The following is a 23567-nucleotide window of genomic DNA, read 5'->3' on the forward strand; positions in this document are numbered from 1 at the left end:
AACAGGCATAAGGCCACCTTGAATGCAGTATAAAAGATAACAGCGGCAGCTTCAAATCTATTTCCCCATACAAAATATCCCTGCTATTACTTTCGTTACTGACGGGCCGCCCGTCTGTGCTAGACGGCGGCTCGTTCGTACGGATGAGCCGTGGCAAAGGTGGTTTACATGTAGTTAAACACCACACTTTGTAAGCAGAAAGCCCATTTTTTAAACGCATGACACCTAAACCGCCATTGCCTGTCATTTTCTGCTCCATCCTTTCCCCATATATCGTAGCTAAACTATTTTTAAGCTGCCAACATCAGACACGCCTTTAAGAAGATAACTTTGGTGTTATTAACCACAGGCTGCTAAAAAATGTTAAAGCTGCAACAATAAACCTCCTCATTCGTTAATTAAACGCCAGAGTTAAACGTATGATGCCGTTTTTGGTAATATTATTGTTTACTTTGCCTGTTCATTTTTCTAACGATTAATACGTGTAATGGAATATTCAGCAGAGTTGCCACCGGTAGAAACATTGAATATCATTTCAACCAAAAGTGGCACCGTACTCAACAGTGTGAAAAGAAGGTTCATCTATCTTGTAAACCCAGTATCCGGCACCTCTAAAAAAGAGGCATTTGTACGGCTATTAAAGAACATCAGCGATCAGCGTAATCTCACTTATGAAATAGTACCCACTAATTCTACAGGTAACTACGATTTTCTGATTGATAAAATACGTGACGAGTTTATCACAGATATTGTAATTATTGGTGGCGATGGAACCGTTAACCAGGTAATTAGCGCGCTGCGCCACTTACCGGTACGTTTTGGTATTATCCCTTTTGGAAGTGGTAATGGCCTTGCCTACTCCGCCGGTATACCTAAAAAGCCTAAAGAAGCTTTTGAACTCATTTTATCGGGCACCGCTATGCCGGTAGATGCTTTTATGGTAAATGACCAGTTTTCGTGTATGCTTACAGGCCTGGGCTTTGATGCACAGGTGGCGCATGATTTTGCGGCAAAACATTCACGCGGGCTGTTTACCTATACCCAGCAAAGCCTGCTCAACTATTTTAAGGCACATCCTTATCAGTTTGAAGTAGTGCTGGAGAACTTCTCCTTTTTTTCAGATGCGTTTTTTATCAGCGTAGCCAACAGCAACCAGTTTGGTAACAACTTTACTATTGCCCCGGCGGCAGATTTGCAGGATGGATTGCTGGATATTGTAATTGTGCAGAAAATGAATAAGGCAAAGCTGCCTTTTGCTATTCTGAGGCAGATACGCGGCAATAATAAACTGCAGCAGCTGGTAGAAGACATGTCTAATAAAAACATATTATACTTTCAAACACCCTCGCTAACCATCAAAAACCTGAAACTGGCACCTTTACACATTGATGGTGAACCACGGGAAACCATGGAAGAATTGAAAATTGAGATAATACCACGCTGTTTTCACCTGATACGCAGCATGGCATAAATTCACTACATTTGTTACTATAAGCAAGTTATTTAATGGAATATAATACTACCCGGAATTACCTGGTGATGCGCGAATACGGCCGTCATATACAGAAAATGGTAGAATACCTGTTATCTCTTGAAAACAGGGAAGAGCGTCAGCAACAGACGAAAGTGGTGATTGAACTGATGGGGCTTTTAAACCCACATCTGAAGAACGTGGAAGATTTCAGACACATGCTCTGGGATCATTTGTTTTTTATCAGCGATTTTAAATTAGATGTAGATAGTCCTTATCCTATACCTCAAAAGGACACTTACAAGGCCAAGCCCGATCCGCTGCCTTATCCTAAACGCTATCCCAAATACTCTCACCTGGGTAAAAACCTGGAAAGTGTGGTGGAGAAAGCACTGAAGGAAGAAGATCCGGAGAAAAAAGCAGGATTTGCCAACGCAGTGGCTTATTACATGAAGCTGGCTTACAGCAACTGGCATAAAGAACTGGTACACGACGATGCTATACGCCAGGAAATGGATGAGATTACCGGTGGCCAACTGGAATTCAGCAATACACCGTACATTAAACACCGCGCTCCCGCCTTTGACCGGGATGATTACCGCACCAATACCCGCGGTGGTGGCAGACAGCAACAGAACTTTAAAGGTGGTGGCAACAACCGTAACCAGGGTAATGGTGGAAACCGCAACCAGGGTAACGGCAACAACCGTAACAACGGAGGTAACAACCGCAACAACCAGGGTGGTAACGGCGGCAACCGTAACAACAACCAGAATTTCAAGAAGAGATTTAAGTAAACTCCTATATGGCTTCATTTGAAGTAAAGGGCGGCAAAAAGCTGCAGGGTACCATTGTGCCCCAGGGTGCCAAAAACGAGGCGCTCCAGATTATATCTGCAGTACTACTAACCCCCGAACCCGTTACCATTGAAAATATTCCCGACATCCTCGATGTTAATCTGCTGATTGAACTGTTGCAGGATATGGGTGTAAAAGTGCAGCGCCCCACCAGAAGTACCTGCATTTTTACCGCCGACGCAGTAAATGTTGAATATCTTTCCTCAGACGATTTTCGCCAGAAAGGTGGCCGTTTGCGCGGAAGTGTTATGATAGCCGGCCCTATGCTGGCCCGCTTTAAAAAGGCATTTATTCCCAAACCGGGTGGTGATAAAATTGGTCGCCGCAGACTGGATACGCACATTATTGGCTTTGAAAAACTGGGAGCCCGTTTTGATTATCATGATGAGCAGGGCTTTTTTCAGTTAACCACACCCCGTTTAAAAGGCACTTATATGCTTTTAGACGAGCCTTCCGTTACCGGCACCGCCAATATTGTAATGGCAGCCGTAATGGCAGAAGGCACCACTACCATTTACAACGCCGCCTGCGAACCTTATGTGCAGCAGTTATGCCGCATGTTAAACAGCATGGGCGCTAACATAACCGGCATAGGCAGTAACATGCTTACCATTAAGGGCGTAGATGCACTGGGTGGAACTACCCATCGCATTTTACCGGATATGATTGAGGTGGGTAGCTTTATTGGTATGGCTGCTATGACGCAGAGCGATATTCTGATTCAGGGAGCAGGCATTGAACACCTGGGCGTTATTCCTGAAAAGTTTCGTCAGCTGGGTATTCAGCTGGAAATTAAAGGCGATGATATTCATATTCCCGCTCAGGATAAATATGAAATCACCACTTTCCTGGATGGTTCCGTACTTACCGTTTATGATCACCCCTGGCCAGGCTTTACCCCGGATTTAATCAGCATTATGCTGGTAGTTGCCACCCAGGCAGTAGGCAGTGTATTGATTCACCAGAAGATGTTTGAAAGCCGTTTGTTTTTTGTAGACAAACTGATAGATATGGGCGCTCAGATTATTCTGTGCGATCCGCACCGTGCCACCGTAATTGGGCTGGGACGTAAACACCCACTCCGTGGCATTACCATGAGCAGCCCGGATATACGCGCCGGCCAGGCGTTGTTGATTGCCGCCCTGAGTGCAGAAGGCAACAGCATTATCCAGAATATTGAGCAGATTGATCGCGGTTACCAATACATTGACCAGCGATTAAATGCACTGGGAGCAGAAATAAGAAGAATCCCTTAGTAATTGTAATTACACACCGTACCAACAGAGATAAGCATGGAAAAGACGACAATACTGGAAGAACTGGTAAAAAACCGCCGCAGCGTAAAACCCGCTGTGATGAACGGACAGAAAATAGCTGATAACGAAATACATGAATTACTGGAGCTGGCAGACTGGGCACCTACCCATGCCCGCACAGAGCCATGGCGTTTTGTGGTGTACTCAGGCGAAGCAGTAGCCCGCTTTTGTGCCGACCATGCCAACCTGTATAAAGAAAATACCCCCGCAGAGCGTTTTGCGCAGGGTACATTTGATAACCTTACCAATATGGGTAACAACCTGTCGCACATTATAGCAGTATACATGAAGCGTGGCAGCAACCCCAATATTCCGGTACTGGAAGAAATAGCAGCCACTGCCTGCGCCGTACAGAACGTACTGCTGGGTGCGGAAGCAAGAGGTATTTCTGTTTTATGGAGCACCGGCGGTATGACGCTGAAGCCCGCCATGAAGCAGTATTTTGAACTGGGTGAAGAAGATACTGTTATGGGCCTGTTATACATGGGTTACAGCAGCGAAACCGGTAAACCCGGCCAACGCAATACCCCGCTGGAGCAAAAAATACAATGGTTTTCCTAGGTTAGCTATCAACACACTATCATATAAAAATCCCGTAAGAATGTGTTCTTATGGGATTTTTCTTTTTCGGGCGTAAGGGTAAATAAACAGGTTGTTGTCTTATCATAAACCGGCCGGTTTTGACAAAAGACTACAACCATGAAATTGATAAAATTATCTCTGATAACCGCATGTCTGCTGATGCAGATAGCGTATGCGCAATCCTTTAAGCAGTCAGTCAAAGGCCGTGTAACAGACGCAGAATCTCAACAGCCGCTGAGTGGTGTTACCATTGTGTTTTCGCCCGGTAATATTCGTGCCGTTACAGACAGTACAGGTACTTATCATATTGCCGGTTTACCTACCGGCAGATATAGTATTCAATATTCTATTGCCGGTTATGAACTGCAAACCCTATCTGATATAGTAATAGTTTCCGGTAAAGAACTGGAACAAAACGTACTGCTACGCGAAGGATTTAAAAACCTTACTGCCGTTACCGTACAATCTGGCCGTAACGGAAGAAAACCATTGAACGAGTTTGCGGCCGTAAGCGCCCGCTCGTTTAGCATGGAAGAAACCAAACGTTACCCCGCCGCCTTCTCTGACCCTGCGCGTATGATTATGAACTTTCCGGGTGTAAGCGCGGGGTTCGACGGTAGCAATGAAATACTGGTAAGGGGTAACTCTCCGCAGGGCGTATTGTGGAAACTGGAAGGCATTGAAATACCCACGCCTAACCACTTTGCTACGCTTGGTTCCACCGGTGGCCCCATAAGTATGTTCAGCAGTAATGTAATAGGTAAATCAGATTTTTACACCGGCGCCTTTCCGGCCGATATGGGTAATGCTACTTCTGCCGTGTTTGATATTAATTACCGCGATGGCAATAAAGACAAAAGAGAATACACCGCACAGGTAGGCTTTCTGGGTGTGGAGTTGGGTGCTGAAGGGCCGCTGAATAAAAGCAAAACAGCTTCTTACCTCATTAACTATCGTTACAGCACACTGGCTCTGCTTAAAAACTTTATTGGTCTGGAGCAGGCACCTAAATACCAGGATTTGTCTTTTAAGTTTAAATGGAATACCCGCAAAGCAGGCACCTTTACCCTGTTTGGTTTGGGTGGGTACGACAGCTATATTAATGATCCGGAAAAAGACAGCACCAAATGGAACAGCTATGATAAGCGGAATGTGTATGCAGATGGTAATTCCAAAACAGGCGTAATAGGTTTGTCACATCAGTTCTTCCTGCACCGCAATGCTTATATCAAAACCGTGATATCTGCTTCCTACTACCGGTATGGTCAGGAGCTGGACACCTTAAACCCTGCTGCCGGATACGCACGTGTACCCAGCGGTACGGAACATTCTGCCGATAAAGCTTTCCGCGTTTCCTCCTTCTATAACTACAAAATAGATCCACGTAATACCATAAGGGCAGGTATTATAGCCCAGGAGTTACGGTACGATGCCTCTAACCGCTATTATGATCTGGAAGAGCAGCAGTGGAAACAGGTATTACAGGGAAGTGGAAGCACACAGTTTTATCAGAGCTATATTCAGTGGAAGTATCGCCTTACCAACCGGCTTACTATAAACACAGGCCTGCACAACAGTTACCTGGCCCTGAATAAAAAGCAAAGCCTGGAGCCGCGCCTCTCTGCCAGTTATACTACGGGTAATGATGTGTTTAGCCTGGCAGCCGGTATGCACAGCAAGCCCCAGCATATTTCTACCTATATGTTTCAAAACTCCGGAGAGAACGATAAGCATACCCAGCCCAACAAAAATCTGGATATGACGCGTGCTGTACATCTCGTAGCAGGGTATGAACACACCTTTACCCGCTTAAACCTTACTGCCAAAGCAGAACTTTATTACCAGCACCTGTACCATGTACCTGTGGAGCAGGATGGAAAGAATGGGTTTTCTACTGTAAACATGCTGGATATGTACGATCTGATTGATAAAAACGCACTGGTAAGCACCGGTAAAGGCAGAAACTATGGTGTTGACTTTAGCCTGGAAAAGCCATTTGCCCGTAATTACTACATCATCTCTGCCCTGTCTGTTTACCAGTCTAAATTCACTGATTTCTATGGTAAAGAATACGATACCCGGTTTGCCCGCAACTACTCCCTCAACATTATCTGGGGTAAAGAATGGCAGCTGCGTAACAGCAACAAAACCATAGGCATCAGTGGCAAGGTGTTGTCCAGTGGTGGTATTAAAAACTCTGTAATTGATGTGGCAGCTTCTATGCAATCCGGAAAAGAAGAATACGTTCCCGGCAGCTATTTTAGTGAAAGAGGACCCGGCTATTTCCGTATGGACTGGAATGCCTATTATCGCAAAGACAAAAAGAGATCAACACACACCTTAACGCTGGAAATTCAGAATATCACTAACCGGGAAAACTTTTACCGCTACTATTTTGATGCAAGAACCGGTGAGCAGAAAAGAATGAACCAGCTGGGGCTTTTTCCTAATTTGAGCTATAAAATTCAGTTTCATTAAAAACAGCAGCATTCATGGAATTGAGTTCCGGTGTAATACAAATGGTAAAGGCGCAGGATGAACAGGCGTTTGAACAGCTTTTTAGAACCTACTTTAAAAGCCTACACTCCTATGCTTTTACCATACTCAACAGCGAAGCAGTTGCCGAAGAAATGGTACAACAGGTTTTTTATAAGTTATGGGAGAAGAAAGAACAAATGGATGTTCATACTTCTGTAAAGGCTTATCTGTACAGGGCTGTACATAACGAAAGCCTTAACTACCTGAAACACCACACCATTAAAAGTAAACATCAAACATATGCCATGCAACAGCAGCAGAACAACTACGAACACAGTGCAGGAGAAAAGCTGGCAGGCAGGGAACTGGAACAACAGATAAGGCAGGCCCTGAACGATCTTCCGGAACAATGCCGCACTATATTTCAACTCAGCCGGTATGAAGAACTGAAGTACCGGGAAATTGCCGATCAGCTGGGGTTATCTATTAAAACAGTAGAAGCCCAGATGGGTAAGGCGCTTAAATTACTTCGTCTTAAACTGGCCGATTTTCTGGCAATTATGCTCACCATTTTGTTGTACCGTTAATACCTGCTTTATGAACACAGAAATGAATGAACAAACCGATATACTGCTGGTAAAATACATGCTGGGTGAAGCAACGCCGGAAGAACAACAGCAGGTACAACAATGGCTGCATGAAAACACAGCCAACCAACAATACTATCTGCAGCTGGAAACCATATGGCAGCAAAGCAAGCAGCTGCAAGCCAAAAGCACCGTTAACGAAGAAGAGGCATGGAAACGTTTTCAGCAAAAGAAAGCAGCCGGTGGTTTTGAAACTGCTGCGGTTCGCACGTTGCCTGTTAAACAATCGCGCCGCAGGCTTTTCATTGCCGCCGCTGCTGCCATTGCCATACTGGCTGTAGGCAGTTGGTTGCTTTTACTCAACAACTGGCCGGGAAGCAATACACAGCAGCTGATGGCTAACAACAATGTACTATCCGACACCTTGCCTGATGGTTCTATTGTTACCCTGAATAAAAATGCCAGGATACGTTATGCCAAAACATTCCTCACCAACGCTACCCGGGAAGTGCAACTGGAAGGTGAAGCATTTTTTGATATAGCTCCGGACAGAAACAAACCCTTTATTATTAACGCCGGTGATGTGCATATAAAAGTAACCGGTACCTCTTTTAACGTTAAAAGCAGCAGCAAAGCAACCGAAGTAATTGTTGAAACGGGCTCTGTACAGGTTACCTATAACCAGCAGACCGTTCAGCTGGTAAAAAAAGAAAAAGCCATTGTAACAAAAACCGGCAGACAGCTGAATAAACAGCAGGATAGCAGTGCGCTGCACAATTACTATCGCACCGGGCAGTTTGTTTGTGAACACACACCACTGTATCAACTGGTTGATGTATTAAATGAAGCCTATAGCGCTGATATTATCATAAGCAATAGCGCCATCGCCAACCTCCCGTTAACTACCACTTTTAACCAGGAATCGCTTGACACTGTGTTGTCCATCATTAGCAAAACCTTCAACATACAGGTGCTGAAGCAAAACAATCAAATAATACTAAAATGATCTTCCGATATATACTGGGGCTGCTGTTACTAGTAAGCAGCCAAACAGCCGCACAATCTATGTTGCAGCTGCCTGTAACCGTACAGGCCCATAATCAGCCACTGGGCAAAGTGCTGGATACCATCAGCAAACAAGGGCGGTTTGTTTTCTCTTACAACAGCACGCTTATAAAAACGGACAGTCTTATTACGTTGTCTTTAAAAAATAAAACGGTGAAGCAGATACTGGACGTATTGTTTAATGAAACACTACAGTACACCCCTTCCGGCAATTACCTGATATTACAGAAAGCAGATTTTCCGGTAAACACCACTACCTGGTATATCAGTGGCTATGTACAGGATGCAGTAACCGGTGAAAAAATAAACAATGCCAGTGTATACGAGCAAACACATCTGGTAGGTACTATTACTAACGAAGAAGGCTTTTTCCGGTTGCGGCTGAAGGAGAAGTATAAGTACCCGCCCACTATTGATATCAGCATCAGCCGTATTGCCTATGCAGATACTTCCGTTACCATTCACCCTGGTCAGGATAATCAGTTATCCATAGCCATAAAACCGGTAAGTGCTGAGTTAAGTCCGCTGGTTATCCGTTCTAAAATAGAAAAAGGATGGATGGCGCAGTTATTCATTACCCCGGCCCAGAGCATACAAAGCCTGAACCTGCGTAACTTTTTTGCAGACAAGCCTGTTCAGTTTTCACTCACCCCTGGCTTGGGCACGCATGGTAATATGAGTACACAGGTGGTAAATAAGTTTTCCTTTAATCTGCTGGGTGGATATACAGCAGGTACCAAAGGATTAGAAATAGCAGGCCTGTTTAATATTAATAAAAAAGACGCCAGCTATGTACAGGTAGCCGGCCTGAGCAATACCGTTGGCAGAAAAATGACCGGCATGCAGGTAGCAGGTATTAATAACCATGTGGTAGATTCTGTTGTTGGCTTACAGGTAGGTGGCATTGTTAACACCACCGGCCCGGTAAAAGGGATGCAGGTAGCGGGCATTGCCAATATTACGGACAGTAATTTTACCGGCTTTCAGGTGGCGGGTATAGCCAATATAGTAAAGGGTGAAATGAATGGTTTTCAGGTAGCCGGCATTCTCAACCGTACCCGCCATATGAAAGGCTTTCAGGTGGGGCTGGTGAATTTGTCTGACACCCTCTCCGGTTACAGCCTGGCTTTACTTACCATTACCAAAAACGGATACCACAAAATGCTGGTACATAACAGCTCTTTGCTGGATGTAAACTTTGCCTATAAAGCGGGTAGCAAAAAACTGTACAGTCTTATTATGGGTGGTGCCAGCATGGGTAACGGCAGAAAGGTGTATGGCTATGGTTACGCATTAGGAACTGAAATTCCGGTTAGTAAAAAAGTAAGTTTTATACAGGAGCTGGCCAATCAGCACCTGTATAACGGTAGATGGCAGGAGATTTACAGTTACCGCCCGGCACTGCAATGGATGATAAATAAAAAGCTAAACCTGTATGCAGGCCCGGTATTATATGTGGGTGATGTAAAAGCACCGTCTAAAGGCTACGGCAACATAGCACCGGATCATTCTCTGTTTTCCTCTAACGGAACATCGGGCTGGTTGGGATGGCAGGCAGGTATACAATTGTTTTAAAAGCAAAGGAGCCCGTTAAGGGCTCCCTTTTCTGGTTTATATTCTTTGTACTCACGCGTGCTGTTTAATAATCTGTTCCAGATTGTTTGCAGGTACTACGCCGCTTTGCCTCCACTTTACCTGCCCGTTTTTAAACAGTATCAGCGTAGGAACACCCTGAATCTGGTAGGCATTGGCAGCGGCCGGATTTTTATCTACATCCACTTTTATAATAGTAGCATTGTCACCCACTTTGGCTTTCAGTTCGTCCAGAATGGGTTTCATCATTTTGCAGGGGCCGCACCACTCTGCAAAAAAATCAACCAGTACAGGTTTATCGCTGTTAATCACCTCTGTAAACGTTGCCATACAAAATCAGTTTTCAGGTTAAGTATTCACTTCTAACGTATCTCATTTCAGCCCAAAAGAACGTGCCAAAAACAAACCGCACCAGCAATAACGCAACACTTGCTCCAAAACGGCTAACAACGCTTACCCATGCATTACAGCATGGTAATAGGCTTCACATAATCCGTAAGCGAAAACTTGTTGGTATCCTTAATAGCACTCATACCACCCTGCACATCAATCAGGTTATTATAACCTCTTGCTTTAAGAATAGAAATGAATATCATAGAACGGTAACCACCGGCGCAATGCACGTAGTAGGTTTCATTAGGATCAACTGCTTCCATGGTGTTATTGATATAATCCAGCGGCATGTTCTTCGCAATTTTAATATGCTCCGCATCGTACTCGCTTTTCTTTCTTACATCAAGAATATTAATAGGCTGCGATATCTTAACATCGTAAAAGTCGCTGGCATTAATAGTCTGGATAGTATCAATTTCTTTACCAGCGTCAATCCAGGCATGCATGCCACCATCCAGAAAGCCGATAGCATTGTCGTAACCTACACGGGATAAACGGGTAACAGTTTCTTCTGCTCTGCCTTCATCGGTAATCAGCAAAACAGGATGTTTCATATCCAGGATAAGCGCACCAACCCAGGGGGCGAAGCTTCCGTCTATACCTATATTGATAGAATTGGGAATAAATCCTTTTGCGAAAGCCTGTGCCCTGCGGGTGTCCAGTAAAAGGGCGCCTGTTTCGTTAGCAACGGCTTCAAATTCCTCGGGGCTTAAAGGGCGTGTACCGTTTTTGATAACATTGGTAAAGCTTTCATAGCCGGTTTTGTTCATCATTACGTTCACCGGAAAATACGCCGGAGGAGGCATTAAGCCGGTAGTAACCTCTTTAATAAACTCCTCTTCCGTCATATCTGCACGCAGTGCATAGTTTCTTTGCTTTTGTAAGCCCAGGGTGTCAGAAGTTTCTTTACTCATGTTTTTACCGCAGGCAGAGCCGGCGCCATGAGCAGGATACACCACTATTTCATCACTTAGCGGCATAATTTTATCGCGCAAAGAGTGGAAAAGAATACCAGCCAATTCGTTCTGTGTTTTACCGGCAAACTTCTGTGCCAGATCAGGACGGCCCACATCACCAATAAACAGGGTATCGCCTGAAAAAAGTGCCACATCCACACCATTTTTATCTGTCAGTAGGTAGCAGGCAGATTCCATGGTATGACCGGGAGTATGTAAAAGGGTAATAGTAACCTCACCCACTTTAAATTTTTCGTTGTCTGCACCAACGTGTGCTTCAAATGCCGGCTGCGCAGTAGGCCCGAACACAATGGTTGCTCCGGTTTCTCTGGCCAGATCAATATGACCTGAAACAAAATCTGCATGAAAATGGGTTTCGAAAATGTACTTCAGTTTAGCACCGTTCAGAGCTGCGCGGGCAGAGTAGGGTCTTGTTTCACGTAAGGGATCAATTACAACTGCTTCATCTCCGTCCTGAATATAATACGCGCCATGTGCCAGACATCCGGTATAGATCTGTTCAATTTTCATATTAGGGTACTTTATCTCTGTGATTATCTGTTCCAAAGTTGCTTTCAGACATTGAAATCTTTGGTGACTTTTGTCACATAACTCCCCCAAAAACAAATTTTTAACTATCCGCGTATTTTTTTAACAATACCCCGCACTACATCGTCCAGTTTTTCGCAGGCCTGGTGTAAAAGCGAAACATGGCTTTTTATCTCTTTGGGGTCTTCTGCATCTGCTTCTATCAGAGAGGCCAGCCCCATAATATTGGTGAGTGGCTGACGTAATTCGTGCGATTGTATCCAGGCAATTTCCCGCAGCTGGCTCAGCTGTTTGGTCATCTGTTCTTCGGTTTTCTTACGCTCGCTGATATCCCGTGAAATACAACCAACGCCTATCAGCTGGTCGTTTACATCATAAATAGGGTTCATTACAATATCCAGGCATATTTCCCGCCCGGTAGTAGGCACCACATACATATCCTCTTCGCGTATGGTTTGTCCCTGCATAGACTGCCGGATGTTTTCCAGCCATTTTTCCCCAAACATGGTAGCCGGTATTTCCTGCATAGGCATGGGAGTACGTAACCCATTACGTTCCGGAAAAGACATATTGTAAATAGCCTCGAAAGCCGCATTGTAGGTTACGAGATTCATTTTGATATCCACCATGAAAATGATATCGGGTGTATTGTCGATGAGCGACTTTAATTTCTTTTCAGATGAGCGAATGGCATTTTGCGCCCGCATCTGCTCATCAATATCTGTAATGATGATAATTCTCGCCTTCCGGGTTTTGAAAACGGTGGCATGCGAGGTAATATTTGCATAAAACACCTTACCCGTTTTAGTAATCTGTTTCCAGGTTCCACTTTCCGAAAACGGTTTACTGGCTACCTTTCTTACAAAATCCAGCGCCACCAGTTTATCCTCAGGTAGGCACAACTCCATAATCTCCAGCTTTTCCGCTTCCTTTTCGCTGTATTCATACCGTTGCATAAATGCCTGGTTCACCTTCAGCAAACGCAGGGTTTCAATATCATAAATAAGAATGGGATGCGGGCTACCTTCAAACATTCGCTTGTAATCCAGCTCTTTGCGGAGAATGCGCTGATAATTGGAGTAGGCTACCACATACAGAATAACAGATGTTACCACTGTAAAAAGCAGCCCTTTAAACAGCTGCGTGTTTTTTAGGGTGTATGCATCCATCTTTTCAAGCGCCAGATCTGAAACCACTATCCAGGTACTGACAGCTAAAAAATACATGATGGCAACGCGAAACGGGTACCTTTTCATTGGCAGGAGTTAATTACTAAAAGTGGAATACATAATGTTACAAAAAAAGTGCAAATAATGCAAGGCCCGCTGCTGTGTATAAAATGAACAAAGCTGAACTGGTGTATCTTTGCCGGCTATGGGTCAAAAGAAATTAATACGGTTTGCCGAAATAAAAACGTTTGATAACGTGCTGGAATATCCCGAAGACATGAAAGGGAAATGGAATGAGTTTTTCAAAAACAACCATCCCATTACGCTGGAACTGGCTTGTGGTAAAGGTGAATATGCCGTTGGACTGGGCAGAATGTACCCTCGGCGCAATTTTATTGGGGTAGACGTGAAAGGTAACCGAATCTGGCGCGGAGCCAAAACCGCCCTGGCAGAAGAATTAACCAATGTGGGTTTTGTACGGTCGCAGATTGATAAAATAGACCAGTATTTTATTCCGGGAGAAGTGGAAGAAATCTGGATTACCTTCCCCGATCCGCAACTACGCCTGTCTCGTATTAAAAAACGACTGACCCACCCCAAATTTCTGCGGTTATACCAGCGTTTTCTGGCGCCCGGTGGTTTTATAAACCTTAAAACGGATAGCCCCAATCTGTACCATTTTACTAAAACAGTCATTGAAATGTACGGCTTGGAAAAGCTGGCTGACGATGATGATGTTTACCGCAATGGCAACTATACCAATGAACTGCAAATAAAAACGCATTACGAAAGTTTGGATATAGCCCAGAGTAACCGTGTACACTATTTAAAATTCAGACTGCCTGCCGAACTTCCGGAAGAGAAGGATGATGCCTTAAAAGCTATGTTTAATGACACAGAAGCTGATTGAACACGTTGATTTCTACTTTAATGAAGAAGGGCTGATGGTACTTACCAGTGCTTTTCATCTGAAAAGAGGAAATTGCTGTGGAAACGGTTGCCTGCATTGCCCCTATCATTACGAAAAAGTGCCCGAACCCAGGCGTAGTGAGCTGTTGCAAAAGCGGGAAAAAGCATCCAAATAATTATCTTTAGTTGGTGAAAAAAGCAACACCTCCCAAAACAACATTGCCGGCAAAAGAGCCGAAACAATATTCCTTTTTTGAAGATGTATGGTCTGTGGTAAGAACGATACCCAAAGGGCGGGTTACTTCTTACGGCGCGATAGCCCGGTATCTGGGTACCGGACTATCGGCCCGTATGGTGGGCTGGGCACTTTTCAGCGCCGATCGTGCAAAGCCTAAAATACCTGCACACCGGGTGGTGAACAGAAATGGAATGCTTTCTGCCAAAGTTCATTTCAATCCACCTTCACTGATGCAGGAGAAACTGGAAAAAGAAGGCGTGATTGTGAAAGACGATATTATTCAGAATTTTAAAGAACGTTACTGGGATCCCGCAACAGAACTAACATTATAACCTGTTTTACATATGAGAAAATACTTTACGCTGTGTGTGTTGGTAAGTATAGTAACCACTGCCGGCGCACAAAGCAGTGAATATACCAAGCAGGAGCGCATGATTACTATGCGCGACGGAGTAAAACTGTATACCGCTATTTACACGCCTAAAGACGACACCACTGCCTATCCTATCCTTATTCAACGTACGCCCTATTCCTGCAATCCTTACGGTGAAACAAAAATTCCCCGCCGGTTTGGGCCTAACGGACTGTTCTCTAAAGAAAAATACATCTATGTATATCAGGATGTACGAGGCAGATATATGAGCGAAGGCAAGTTTCGGGAAATGACGCCTTTTATTCCGCAGAAGAAATCAAAGGCCGACGTGGATGAAAGCAGTGATACCTACGATACCATAGAATGGTTGCTACATAACATCAGCCATAACAATGGCAAAGTGGGGTTGTATGGCATATCCTACCCCGGCTTTTATGCCACTGCCTCCCTGCCAGATGCACACCCTGCTATAAAAGCAGTTTCCCCACAGGCACCCGTAACAGATGAGTTTGAAGGGGATGACGCCAACCACCGCGGCGCCTTTTTTCTGATGGATAACTTTGGCTTTATGAATTACTTCGACGCTCCACGGGGTGATACTACCTGGCAGCGTTATCCTGCTGTTTGTGATACCTTACGTATAAAAGACGCCTATAGCTTTTACCTGAACGTTGGCCCTATTAAAAACCTGGACCAGTTGTACTTCCACGGCCGCAGCACCATCTGGAACCAATATCTGCAACACAGCACCAAAGATGCCTACTGGCAGGCCCGCAACATACGCACGCACCTGAAAAACATTAAACCTGCGGTACTGGTAGTAGGCGGCTGGTTTGATGCAGAAGACTTGTTTGGCGCTTTAAAAACTTACGAGGCTATTGAGCAGCAAAGCCCCGGCAACCAAAACAGATTGGTAATGGGTCCGTGGACGCATGGTGCATGGGAGCGGGGTGACTGGAGTAAATTCGGCGGCTACCAATTTGGCAGCAATACCAGCAGCTGGTTTCAGCAGCAGGAGTTTGACTTTTTTAACTACTACCTGAAAAACAAAGGCTCCTTCAATATGGCGGAGGCCACCGTATTTGTAACTGGCAGCAATGAATGGAAAAGCTTTGACCAGTGGCCACCTAAAAACACCCGCAGACAAAAATGGTATTTACTGGCGGGAAACAATCTGGATTCACTGCCAACGGAAGCTAAAACCACCTCTCACGATAAATACATTTCAGATCCGGCCAACCCGGTTCCTTACATTGACCGCAAAGGCAGCGACCGTATTAATGAATACATGGTGGCAGATCAGTCTTTTGCATCTGAACGTAACGATGTGCTGCATTATACAAGCGCTGCCCTGTCGAAAGATGTTACCATATGTGGCCCCATTACTGCCAATCTGTTTGTAAGCACCAGCGGCACAGATGCTGATTTCGTAGTAAAACTGATAGATGTTTTACCCGACGGAAAACAGCAATTGGTACGGGCAGAGGTACTGCGTGGAAAATTCAGAAACAGTTATGAAAAGCCTGAAGCTTTTGTACCCGGAAAAATAACACCGGTTAAACTGGTGCTTAACGATATGGCGCACACTTTTCTGAAAGATCATAAACTGATGGTTCAGGTACAAAGTAGCTGGTTTCCATTGGTTGACAGAAACCCGCAGCAGTTTTTAAACATACCCACTGCGGAAGCGCAAGACTTCAAAAAAGCGGAAATCAAGCTATTCACCGATAAAAAACACCCATCCAATGTAGAAATTTATATACTTTAGCTATATGCAAACCCTTAAACCCTTCTGCTACAGAAAACCTCTTTCTGTACTATACGTGTTGCTGCTTACCGCCAGCTATAGTATAGCACAGAATAATACTACTGCGTATAAATCTTTGAAGGATGATACCACAGCTTATATTCAAATCGAAAACCAGGTGGAGCAACGCTATAAATCAGACGTAGCCTCCCTCAAATCAGAAAATAAAAAGTACGTCTCTGAAATATACAAGGAAAGGCTGTCGAAAGTAAAAAGTATGACAGCACACAGAGAGCTTGTAACCAATCCCGAGGTACAGGAATATCTGAATGCGCTCACCAGCCATATTGTTAACTCAAATGCGCAGCTGGTTAATCTGGCTCCCCGTTTCTATTTCTCCCGTTCAGCCGTTCCCAACGCTTACAGCATGGGCGATGGTACCATTGTTTTTAACCTGGGTTTATTTACTAAACTTAACAGCGAAGCGCAGGTGGCTTTTGTGTTGTGCCACGAACTGGCACATCTGTATCTGAACCATAGTAACAAAAGTATTGCGAACTATGTAGATAAAATGTATTCCAAAGAAATGCAGCAGCAACTGAAACGGCTCAATGCTACCGTATATCAGCGCAATACACAACTGGATAATTTAGCCCGTCAGTTCTCATTCAGCAGCAGCAGGCATAGCCGCGATCATGAAACGGAAGCCGATTCGCTGGGCGTTGTTTTTTTACAGAATACCCGGTTTAATACAAAAGCAACTATCGAAGTACTGGGTATTCTTGACACCGTGGATGTGGATAATTTCAATACCAATACCTTTCTGCAACAAACCTTTACCTGGAATGACTATCCCTTTCAACCGAGATGGACAGCCAAAGAAGAGGGTTTGTTAGGCGGCCACGCGTCTTTAGAAACAGATAAAAAACTGGAAGACTCTTTAAAAACGCACCCGGATTGCCAGATAAGAATCAAAGCAGTAAGTCCTGCTATAACAGCCAGCACAGGTGCAGAAAAACTGGATTATGTAGTAAGCAAAGAAAAGTTTACCTCGTACCAAAAGCTGTTTGCTTATGAAATAGCGGAGCACTATGCCAATAGTAATAACCTATCTGCAAGCCTGTACTTTTGTCTGCAACTACTGCAAAAAGACAGCACAGACGCTTATGTAATTGCTACCATCGGAAAAATTCTTGCGTCCTTTTATATAGCACAAAAGCAACATCGCCTGGGTTACTGCGCCTCACAGCCTGCACCACACTTCAGCAGCAGCTATAACAATCTGCTTCAGTTTATACAGAACCTGTATATAGAGGACATGGCTGGCATTAACTACTTCTTTCTGAAACAGTATGAGCAAAAACTGGTATCTAACGAAGACTATATTTTTGCCCTTACTTTAAGCAAGCAGCAAAACAACAAAGCACAGGAACACACCTACTGGAAAGAATACTACAACAAGTCCTTTACTCCTAAAAAATATAATCTCAACTAAAACCATTTATGAAACAAACAATTATTGCCGCAGTATTTCTGTTACTGTTAGGGCAGAGTTTTGCCCAGAGCAAACTCAGTATCGACAATGTGTATTCTGTTTACCTGCGTAACTCAGGCTCTATTAAAGAGGGTGATCAGATTAAAGGCTATTACCTATTTTATCAGAGTGATAAGGTAGACCGTAAAACCAACGAATACACCCTGCAAATTCTGGATCAGAACCTCAATAAGGTAAAAGACATCAAGTTTCAGGACTCTAAAAACGTAGTGTTGCTGGAGGCCGCCTACAATGGTGCAACCCTCGGCTTTCTGTTCAAGAATGACGATACCAAAACACTCGACATGAAAATGTACGACATGACGGGTAAAATGGTAGCCAGTTTCTCCAATGAAATAGACAAGAAAGCAGAAAGAAGACTGGCATTAAGCTACAAGGTGCTGAACGACGATGAAAGCCACAATAAAAACATGTTTGATCTGAAAGATGAAGGTTTTGTAAGCCTTTACCCTGTAAAGGAAGACGGGCACTTTACTTACCATCTGGAATTCTACCTGTCTGCTAAGAAAAAGCAATTCAGCTACACTGCAGAGGAAGAGGAGAAATATGCGCTGGCAACCTACCTCGGCGCTACAGACGGTCTGTTACTGCTGGATGTAACCAAAAAACAGAAAAGCGAAGTTACCTCCCATATCGTTGGTATTAACTTCTATACCCACAAAAAGGTATTCGATATCACCAACAAAGGCAATGAAGAACCCTTTATTCCTATTAATATGACTACCCAGAAAGAAACCGGAAACATACTGGTAATGGGGTCTTATTACGAGCCTAATGCGAATATCTTAAAAGATGCCAGCCAGGGAATAGGTGTTTACGTGTATACTACCAGCGGTAAACTGGTTTCCAAAGCGCTTAACTCCTGGACGGGTGATCTCAGCAAATTCTTCAATGTATCCAGCAAGGGTAAACTGGAAGATATTGGTTACCTCTACTTCCACGATATCATTCAAACCAATGACGGAAAAGTATTTGCCGTGGCAGAAGGCTACAAACGCGTGGCTGACGGATTAGGTATAGCAGTAAATGCTCTTTCTATGATGGGCGGACGCGTAAATGGAGGCGGCAATACCAAAATGAAAGTGACCGATCTGGTAATGCTTGAGCTGAACCCCAGGTATAAGATTACAAAAGCGATGGTGTACAATAAAAACGCTAATACTTATCCAACCATGCTGGCTGACATGAACAGCCAACACACGCTGGCTTTATTAATGAAGGCAGATGGTGCTTTTGATTATGAGTTTACACTTTCTAATTCGGATAAAACTTCGTTCTCTGTTTGCTACAACGATTATGAAAGAAGCAAGGAGTTTAAAGGCAATGTATTCCACGCTATCCGTTATAATGGAAGTGGCTTTAGCTCAGATCAGATTAACCTGAGTTCTAAAGCCACTTCTATGAATGTTCAGCCTGCTAAGCAAGGCTATGTTGTAATTATGGAGTACTTTAAAAAAGAAAAGAAGTTAGATATGCGGATGGAGAAGCTTAACTAATCCTCCGCTCTAGCAGTAATACGGGCTGATCATGATATATACGATTGGCCCGGTTAACGCTACATAAAACCACAATGGCCAGGTATACCTGGCTATTTTTTTATGTGCACCAAACTCGGCAGTTAACCCACGGTAAGCCGTAAACAAAATAAAAGGCAGAATAATGGCAGCCAGAAATATATGGGTAGATAATATAATAAAGTAGAACAGACGTAAACCACCTACAGCAGCTTTCTCTACCTCATCTACAATACCATCATGATTAGCATCCCCAAAACGGGCTTCCCCTGCAAAAAGCTTATGCGAAATATAAGAAACCAAAAACGCAACAGACAACACCAGCGCCGTTACCATAAGCTGTTTGTGCGCTATATATTTACCCTTTTTTACAGCTACCAATGCAGCTATCAGCAGCATGGCAACCAGCGCATTTACTACCGCGTTAAACAGTGCAAATACATGCACATCAAACCCCAGTTGTACATCCAGTTTTACTTTACCCAGTGCTACTACCACCGCAAAAACCACAAAAGAAAATATCCCTATCAGCCAGCCGGCCTTTTTATCATTTTTCTGAATACTCGCCTGTAACATATCGTATGCTATAAAAACTTAGAATTGTTGTTTGCTCTTTTTGTTTACCACCAATAGTATCACCACCACAATTACTACTGCCATCACCAGAAATACCCCCATCAGCTTTGGATCAAAAGGTAATTTTCCTGGCTTCATAGTATCTTTCTCCAGCATCAGTACACCAATATCTCTTGCCAGTTTAGTAAGAGAAGCAGAATCCAGACCGTTATAATAACCTCTAACTACATGATCTCTGTCAATCAGTACAAAACGGCTGGTATGCACAAAGTCCGGGTCTATTGGCTCCATCGAAAACTTATCTACTTTCAGTTCTTCAAAAGCAAACTTGTAAATAGAATCGCGCGAACCTGTTAACATCCACCAGTTATCATGGTTAATACCAAAATGATCAGCATAAGCCTTTAATCTGGATACAGAATCCCGCTCCGGATCAATGGAAAAAGACATGAACTGCACAACCGAGGTATCTATCTTGTTTCTGGACTCGCCACCTTTATTAAAAGAACGTTGCAGCTTAGCCATGTTCTTTGTAAGAGAAGGGCATATAGAAGCACAGCTGGTAAAAAAGAAATCTGCTACTATTACCTTCCCGGGTACATCGTACAAGCCAACAGTGTCACCCAGTTGATTCGCCAGTCTTATATTCTTTGTTATGTGCCAGATGCTGTCAGTCTGCTCCTTACCGTTCACCACACGGGTAATGGTGGTATCCAGCAAATAACGTCTGGGTATAGTCACCGCATCCGTGCTTGCATACTTCATTATCATATAACTAACCACCGGTATCATTATAGCAATACACAGTGCCAGCAGTGCTTTCTTATTCATTCTCTCTCTTACTGGGGTTAAAATAACACATCCCGCTTTGAGGCGGGATGGTCACAAAAAATATCAGATGAAAGTATTGGTATACCTTCTTATTTCAATTCTTCTCCGGTATGCCCTTCACCGGTGTGGTGCTCTTTCCCGTGTCCATGCTCAACCTCTTTCTTCTCCATTTTCAGAGAAGCTCTTTCCTGATGGTTTTTGTCGTATGTGTTTCTCAGGTGATTGTAAGAATTACCATCTGCCAGAAACGCGATAATAAACCAGATGAAAAGAAACAGGGGAACTACAACGGTTAACGCGAAGTTACGCAGCTCATGCTTCAGGTGCATAAAGTAACCTACAATGTAAAACGCCTTCCACATCATCAAGGCAACGATTAAGCCTTTCAGCATGTTCTTGAAGAAACCATTCTCCAGACCAGCCTTGTACATATAATAACCGATAGCCAATTCAACCAGCGTAAGAATAGTCAGGTAAAGCGTAATACGCCAAACTTCCTTTTTACCTTCTGTGGCATCATGATGCCCATGTCCTTCGTGATGTAATACTTCCGATGTATGCTCCATTACAATAGTATTAATGCGTTTACAAAAATTAGATCAGATAGAAACAGGTGAATACGAATACCCATACCAGATCTACAAAGTGCCAGTACAAACCAGCTTTTTCAATCATCAGGTAATGACCTCTTTTCTCAAAAGTATCGTTCAGGGTCATTATCAGCATTACAATATTGATAACAACGCCGGAAAGAACGTGGAAACCGTGGAAACCTGTAATAGTGAAAAAGAAGTTGGTAAAGTTGGTGCTGCTCAGCGTACCATCATGGTTAGGGAAAGGATTGCTGCCCCACCATGCACCTTCATGATGTAAATGTGCCCACTCCCATGCCTGACAGCTCAGGAAGCATATACCACCTATTATAGTCCAGATCAGGTATTTAACCACTTCGTTCTTCTTCATTTCCTGGCCGGCTTTAACCGCCAGTACCATGGTTACAGAACTTACGATCAGGATAAAGGTCATTAAACTCACAAACAACAGCGGGAAACCAGAACCTAATCCAGGAAAAGAATTAAATACCTGGTTGGGGTCAGGCCAGCCGTTGGTGGCAAAACGTGTGGTGCCGTAAGCTATAAGAAACGCGCCAAAAGTAAAGGCATCACTCATCAGGAAGTACCACATCATCACCTTGCCGTACTCCACGTTAAACGGGCTTCTTCCACCGGCCCACCATTTGGTTTTAGTTGTAGCTGTTGTTGCCATTGTAATTAAAGAAATTTCGTTCGCAAATTTAATCTATCCGATCGAGTTAAAAAATACAAATAGGTATATCCAGAGTAAGTCAACAAAGTGCCAGTAAGTAGCCACAATTTCAAGAGGCACACTGGTGTAAACCTTGTTTTTAATACTGAATGCTCTTAAAAAAACTACCAGTAAAGCAATAACACCACCCAGAACGTGGGCAATGTGTAACCCGGTAATAATGCCCAGAAAAGAAGCAGAAGGGTTACTGCCTGCACCAAAAAACTGAATGCCATCTTTATGAAGTGCGCTGAAACCGGCAAACTGCAATAAGGCAAAAGCAACACCCAGCACCGCAGTAAGCGTAATCAGCATTCTGTAACGCGGCATTTCCCGTGCCTTAAATGCTTTAAGCGATAAGTGAATGGTAAGACTGCTGGCGAGAATAACCACAGTCGAAATCCAGAATACCGGTGGAAGGTCAAACTCCAGCCAGTTCGACTGGGCTCTTTTTACCACATAGGCACTGGTTAAACCGGCAAACATCATTATGATGCTACCCATGGCCACCCACATCGTAAATTTATGGGGGTGTATTCTGTTTCTTTCCGGACTCACCGCATTCATATACATCACTTCTACTTTAATAATTAATGTACCTTATCTGCCAGTAAAGCCAGAAAAACCAATGGCAAATAAATATAACTGCTGAACATTACTCTTCTGGCTGACTTCACATCCATAGCATTAAACAGTCTCACGCATTGAATGATCAGAAAAAGATTCAGTACCAGCACAATCCAGAAGCTTACTATACCCGTTAACCCGAAATAATAAGGCAGCATACAAACCGGAACCATCAGCACAGAATACATTACACACTGTACAGCTGTAAACTTAGTAGGCCCCTTATCTGCAGGTAACAGTTTAAAACCAGCCTTGCTGTAATCTCCGTGCGCCACCCAGGCTATTGCCCAAAAGTGTGGAAACTGCCACAAAAACTGTATACCGAACAAAACCCAGCCACCGGCGCTGAAATCATCATTTCCGGCCACCCAGCCAATCAGGCAGGGAAGTGCTCCGGGAATGGCTCCCACCAGAACAGCAATAGAACTGATCTTTTTTACCGGGGTATAAATAAACGCATACAAAAACAAACTGAAAGCAGATACCAGAGCAGAAGACAGGTTAAAGAAATAATACATCATGATTATTCCCACCAACCCGGCAATCAAAGCGAAAGTATACGCTTCGTTTACCGACATCCGGCCACTGGCCACTGGCCTGTTAGCCGTTCTCTTCATTACCGCATCGGTGTCTTTTTCTACCGCCTGGTTAATAGCATTGGCACTGCCAGATATCAGCATGCCGGCGATAAACAAAAGAATAATACGGCTCCAGTCAAACTCCACCACCTTAGGTGCCAGCAAATAGCAAATCACGCAGGAGAATACTACCGTGAAGCTGAGTGTAAACTTCATCAGTTCCTTATAATCCTTCAGCTTGTCTTTCCAGCTAAGCGTGTTATGTATTTCTGCCGTCATCAAATTCCTTCTGCGCTTT

The 23567-nt window shown here is 43.9% G+C and carries 23 protein-coding genes; 14 read left to right on the forward strand and 9 right to left on the reverse strand.

The genetic code is table 11. From position 1 onward, the window contains the following. The first annotated feature begins 487 nt into the window (after positions 1 to 487). The 8 genes from IEY13_RS27535 to IEY13_RS27570 all read left to right on the forward strand — a co-directional run bounded on the left by IEY13_RS27535 (position 488) and on the right by IEY13_RS27570 (position 9931). Entirely contained in the window at positions 488 to 1471 is a 984-nt protein-coding gene (locus IEY13_RS27535) for a diacylglycerol/lipid kinase family protein (protein ID WP_229688043.1), read from the forward strand. 35 nt (positions 1472 to 1506) lie between these two features. Continuing rightward, positions 1507 to 2268 (forward strand): DUF4290 domain-containing protein, encoded by a 762-nt coding sequence (locus IEY13_RS27540; RefSeq protein WP_188958567.1) that lies wholly within the window; start codon positions 1507 to 1509, stop codon positions 2266 to 2268. 8 nt (positions 2269 to 2276) lie between these two features. Next, the gene (gene murA, locus IEY13_RS27545; protein ID WP_188958569.1) at positions 2277 to 3584 is read left to right on the forward strand and encodes a UDP-N-acetylglucosamine 1-carboxyvinyltransferase; all 1308 of its coding nucleotides are present in this window, start codon (positions 2277 to 2279) and stop codon (positions 3582 to 3584) included. A gap of 36 nt (positions 3585 to 3620) precedes the next feature. Then, entirely contained in the window at positions 3621 to 4205 is a 585-nt protein-coding gene (locus tag IEY13_RS27550; protein WP_188958571.1) for a nitroreductase family protein, read from the forward strand. Positions 4206 to 4343: 138 nt separating this feature from the next. After that, positions 4344 to 6704 (forward strand): TonB-dependent receptor, encoded by a 2361-nt coding sequence (locus IEY13_RS27555; protein WP_188958573.1) that lies wholly within the window; start codon positions 4344 to 4346, stop codon positions 6702 to 6704. A 14-nt stretch (positions 6705 to 6718) separates the two neighbouring features. Then, positions 6719 to 7291, forward strand: coding sequence for an RNA polymerase sigma-70 factor (locus tag IEY13_RS27560; protein WP_188958575.1), 573 nt, complete (start codon positions 6719 to 6721; stop codon positions 7289 to 7291). Positions 7292 to 7301: 10 nt separating this feature from the next. After that, positions 7302 to 8297 carry a FecR domain-containing protein gene (locus IEY13_RS27565; protein WP_188958577.1) on the forward strand — a complete coding sequence of 332 codons (996 nt, stop codon included), beginning with the start codon at positions 7302 to 7304 and terminating at the stop codon, positions 8295 to 8297. Beyond that, positions 8294 to 9931, forward strand: a complete 1638-nt coding sequence (locus IEY13_RS27570; RefSeq protein ID WP_188958579.1) for an STN and carboxypeptidase regulatory-like domain-containing protein — start codon at positions 8294 to 8296, stop codon at positions 9929 to 9931. The genes IEY13_RS27565 and IEY13_RS27570 overlap by 4 nt, the downstream gene beginning before the upstream one ends. Before the next feature lie 51 nt (positions 9932 to 9982). Here the strand turns inward: IEY13_RS27570 and trxA are convergent, their stop codons facing one another. The 3 genes from trxA to IEY13_RS27585 form a co-directional block, all read right to left on the reverse strand. Continuing rightward, positions 9983 to 10279 (reverse strand): thioredoxin, encoded by a 297-nt coding sequence (gene trxA / locus IEY13_RS27575; RefSeq protein ID WP_188958581.1) that lies wholly within the window; start codon positions 10277 to 10279, stop codon positions 9983 to 9985. Positions 10280 to 10413: 134 nt separating this feature from the next. Continuing rightward, positions 10414 to 11829, reverse strand: a complete 1416-nt coding sequence (locus IEY13_RS27580) for an MBL fold metallo-hydrolase (RefSeq protein WP_188958583.1) — start codon at positions 11827 to 11829, stop codon at positions 10414 to 10416. A gap of 104 nt (positions 11830 to 11933) precedes the next feature. Then, complete coding sequence (locus IEY13_RS27585) at positions 11934 to 13103, reverse strand: PAS domain S-box protein (RefSeq protein ID WP_188958585.1); 1170 nt, start codon at positions 13101 to 13103, stop codon at positions 11934 to 11936. Between the two features lie 118 nt (positions 13104 to 13221). Between IEY13_RS27585 and trmB the strand changes: the two genes are divergently transcribed. From trmB to IEY13_RS27615, 6 genes are read left to right on the forward strand one after another with little or no spacing between them, the layout of a single operon-like run. After that, positions 13222 to 13926: a tRNA (guanosine(46)-N7)-methyltransferase TrmB gene (gene trmB, locus IEY13_RS27590; RefSeq protein WP_188958587.1), complete on the forward strand. Its 705-nt coding sequence runs from the start codon at positions 13222 to 13224 to the stop codon at positions 13924 to 13926. Next, positions 13907 to 14101, forward strand: a complete 195-nt coding sequence (locus IEY13_RS27595) for a C1orf53 family protein (protein WP_188958589.1) — start codon at positions 13907 to 13909, stop codon at positions 14099 to 14101. Before trmB ends, IEY13_RS27595 begins: the two co-directional genes overlap by 20 nt. 13 nt (positions 14102 to 14114) lie before the next feature. Next, entirely contained in the window at positions 14115 to 14495 is a 381-nt protein-coding gene (locus tag IEY13_RS27600) for an MGMT family protein (RefSeq protein ID WP_229688044.1), read from the forward strand. A 12-nt stretch (positions 14496 to 14507) separates the two neighbouring features. Continuing rightward, positions 14508 to 16304 carry a CocE/NonD family hydrolase gene (locus IEY13_RS27605; protein WP_188958591.1) on the forward strand — a complete coding sequence of 599 codons (1797 nt, stop codon included), beginning with the start codon at positions 14508 to 14510 and terminating at the stop codon, positions 16302 to 16304. A 4-nt stretch (positions 16305 to 16308) separates the two neighbouring features. Further along, positions 16309 to 17778 carry a M48 family metallopeptidase gene (locus IEY13_RS27610; protein WP_188958593.1) on the forward strand — a complete coding sequence of 490 codons (1470 nt, stop codon included), beginning with the start codon at positions 16309 to 16311 and terminating at the stop codon, positions 17776 to 17778. Between the two features lie 8 nt (positions 17779 to 17786). Beyond that, a complete protein-coding gene (locus tag IEY13_RS27615; RefSeq protein ID WP_188958594.1) occupies positions 17787 to 19334 on the forward strand; it encodes a DUF6770 family protein in 1548 nt (515 codons plus the stop codon). A 9-nt stretch (positions 19335 to 19343) separates the two neighbouring features. Here the strand turns inward: IEY13_RS27615 and IEY13_RS27620 are convergent, their stop codons facing one another. The 6 genes from IEY13_RS27620 to cyoE all read right to left on the reverse strand — a co-directional run bounded on the left by IEY13_RS27620 (position 19344) and on the right by cyoE (position 23548). Further along, complete coding sequence (locus IEY13_RS27620) at positions 19344 to 19928, reverse strand: DUF420 domain-containing protein (protein WP_188958596.1); 585 nt, start codon at positions 19926 to 19928, stop codon at positions 19344 to 19346. An 18-nt stretch (positions 19929 to 19946) separates the two neighbouring features. Beyond that, on the reverse strand, positions 19947 to 20759 hold the full coding sequence (locus tag IEY13_RS27625) for an SCO family protein (protein WP_188958598.1): 813 nt from the start codon (positions 20757 to 20759) through the stop codon (positions 19947 to 19949). An 89-nt stretch (positions 20760 to 20848) separates the two neighbouring features. Continuing rightward, the gene (locus IEY13_RS27630; RefSeq protein ID WP_188958600.1) at positions 20849 to 21325 is read right to left on the reverse strand and encodes a cytochrome C oxidase subunit IV family protein; all 477 of its coding nucleotides are present in this window, start codon (positions 21323 to 21325) and stop codon (positions 20849 to 20851) included. A gap of 28 nt (positions 21326 to 21353) precedes the next feature. Next, a complete protein-coding gene (locus IEY13_RS27635; RefSeq protein WP_188958602.1) occupies positions 21354 to 22025 on the reverse strand; it encodes a cytochrome c oxidase subunit 3 in 672 nt (223 codons plus the stop codon). A 33-nt stretch (positions 22026 to 22058) separates the two neighbouring features. Then, on the reverse strand, positions 22059 to 22631 hold the full coding sequence (locus IEY13_RS27640; protein WP_188958603.1) for a cytochrome c oxidase subunit 3: 573 nt from the start codon (positions 22629 to 22631) through the stop codon (positions 22059 to 22061). Positions 22632 to 22654: 23 nt separating this feature from the next. Continuing rightward, on the reverse strand, positions 22655 to 23548 hold the full coding sequence (gene cyoE / locus IEY13_RS27645; protein ID WP_188958605.1) for a heme o synthase: 894 nt from the start codon (positions 23546 to 23548) through the stop codon (positions 22655 to 22657). Positions 23549 to 23567: the final 19 nt, after the last annotated feature.

Source organism: Filimonas zeae, from assembly GCF_014641615.1.
Lineage (GTDB): Bacteria > Bacteroidota > Bacteroidia > Chitinophagales > Chitinophagaceae > Filimonas > Filimonas zeae.

Excerpts from the sequence above, each read along its gene's own strand:
- IEY13_RS27535 (WP_229688043.1), top strand. The coding sequence starts at position 488 with ATGGAATATTCAGCAGAGTTGCCACCGGTAGAAACATTGAATATCATT.
- IEY13_RS27540 (WP_188958567.1), top strand. The coding sequence starts at position 1,507 with ATGGAATATAATACTACCCGGAATTACCTGGTGATGCGCGAATACGGC.
- murA (WP_188958569.1), top strand. The coding sequence starts at position 2,277 with ATGGCTTCATTTGAAGTAAAGGGCGGCAAAAAGCTGCAGGGTACCATT.
- IEY13_RS27550 (WP_188958571.1), top strand. The coding sequence starts at position 3,621 with ATGGAAAAGACGACAATACTGGAAGAACTGGTAAAAAACCGCCGCAGC.
- IEY13_RS27555 (WP_188958573.1), top strand. The coding sequence starts at position 4,344 with ATGAAATTGATAAAATTATCTCTGATAACCGCATGTCTGCTGATGCAG.
- IEY13_RS27560 (WP_188958575.1), top strand. The coding sequence starts at position 6,719 with ATGGAATTGAGTTCCGGTGTAATACAAATGGTAAAGGCGCAGGATGAA.
- IEY13_RS27565 (WP_188958577.1), top strand. The coding sequence starts at position 7,302 with ATGAACACAGAAATGAATGAACAAACCGATATACTGCTGGTAAAATAC.
- IEY13_RS27570 (WP_188958579.1), top strand. The coding sequence starts at position 8,294 with ATGATCTTCCGATATATACTGGGGCTGCTGTTACTAGTAAGCAGCCAA.
- trxA (WP_188958581.1), bottom strand. The coding sequence starts at position 10,279 with ATGGCAACGTTTACAGAGGTGATTAACAGCGATAAACCTGTACTGGTT.
- IEY13_RS27580 (WP_188958583.1), bottom strand. The coding sequence starts at position 11,829 with ATGAAAATTGAACAGATCTATACCGGATGTCTGGCACATGGCGCGTAT.
- IEY13_RS27585 (WP_188958585.1), bottom strand. The coding sequence starts at position 13,103 with ATGAAAAGGTACCCGTTTCGCGTTGCCATCATGTATTTTTTAGCTGTC.
- trmB (WP_188958587.1), top strand. The coding sequence starts at position 13,222 with ATGGGTCAAAAGAAATTAATACGGTTTGCCGAAATAAAAACGTTTGAT.
- IEY13_RS27595 (WP_188958589.1), top strand. The coding sequence starts at position 13,907 with ATGACACAGAAGCTGATTGAACACGTTGATTTCTACTTTAATGAAGAA.
- IEY13_RS27605 (WP_188958591.1), top strand. The coding sequence starts at position 14,508 with ATGAGAAAATACTTTACGCTGTGTGTGTTGGTAAGTATAGTAACCACT.
- IEY13_RS27610 (WP_188958593.1), top strand. The coding sequence starts at position 16,309 with ATGCAAACCCTTAAACCCTTCTGCTACAGAAAACCTCTTTCTGTACTA.
- IEY13_RS27615 (WP_188958594.1), top strand. The coding sequence starts at position 17,787 with ATGAAACAAACAATTATTGCCGCAGTATTTCTGTTACTGTTAGGGCAG.
- IEY13_RS27620 (WP_188958596.1), bottom strand. The coding sequence starts at position 19,928 with ATGTTACAGGCGAGTATTCAGAAAAATGATAAAAAGGCCGGCTGGCTG.
- IEY13_RS27625 (WP_188958598.1), bottom strand. The coding sequence starts at position 20,759 with ATGAATAAGAAAGCACTGCTGGCACTGTGTATTGCTATAATGATACCG.
- IEY13_RS27630 (WP_188958600.1), bottom strand. The coding sequence starts at position 21,325 with ATGGAGCATACATCGGAAGTATTACATCACGAAGGACATGGGCATCAT.
- IEY13_RS27635 (WP_188958602.1), bottom strand. The coding sequence starts at position 22,025 with ATGGCAACAACAGCTACAACTAAAACCAAATGGTGGGCCGGTGGAAGA.
- IEY13_RS27640 (WP_188958603.1), bottom strand. The coding sequence starts at position 22,631 with ATGAATGCGGTGAGTCCGGAAAGAAACAGAATACACCCCCATAAATTT.
- cyoE (WP_188958605.1), bottom strand. The coding sequence starts at position 23,548 with ATGACGGCAGAAATACATAACACGCTTAGCTGGAAAGACAAGCTGAAG.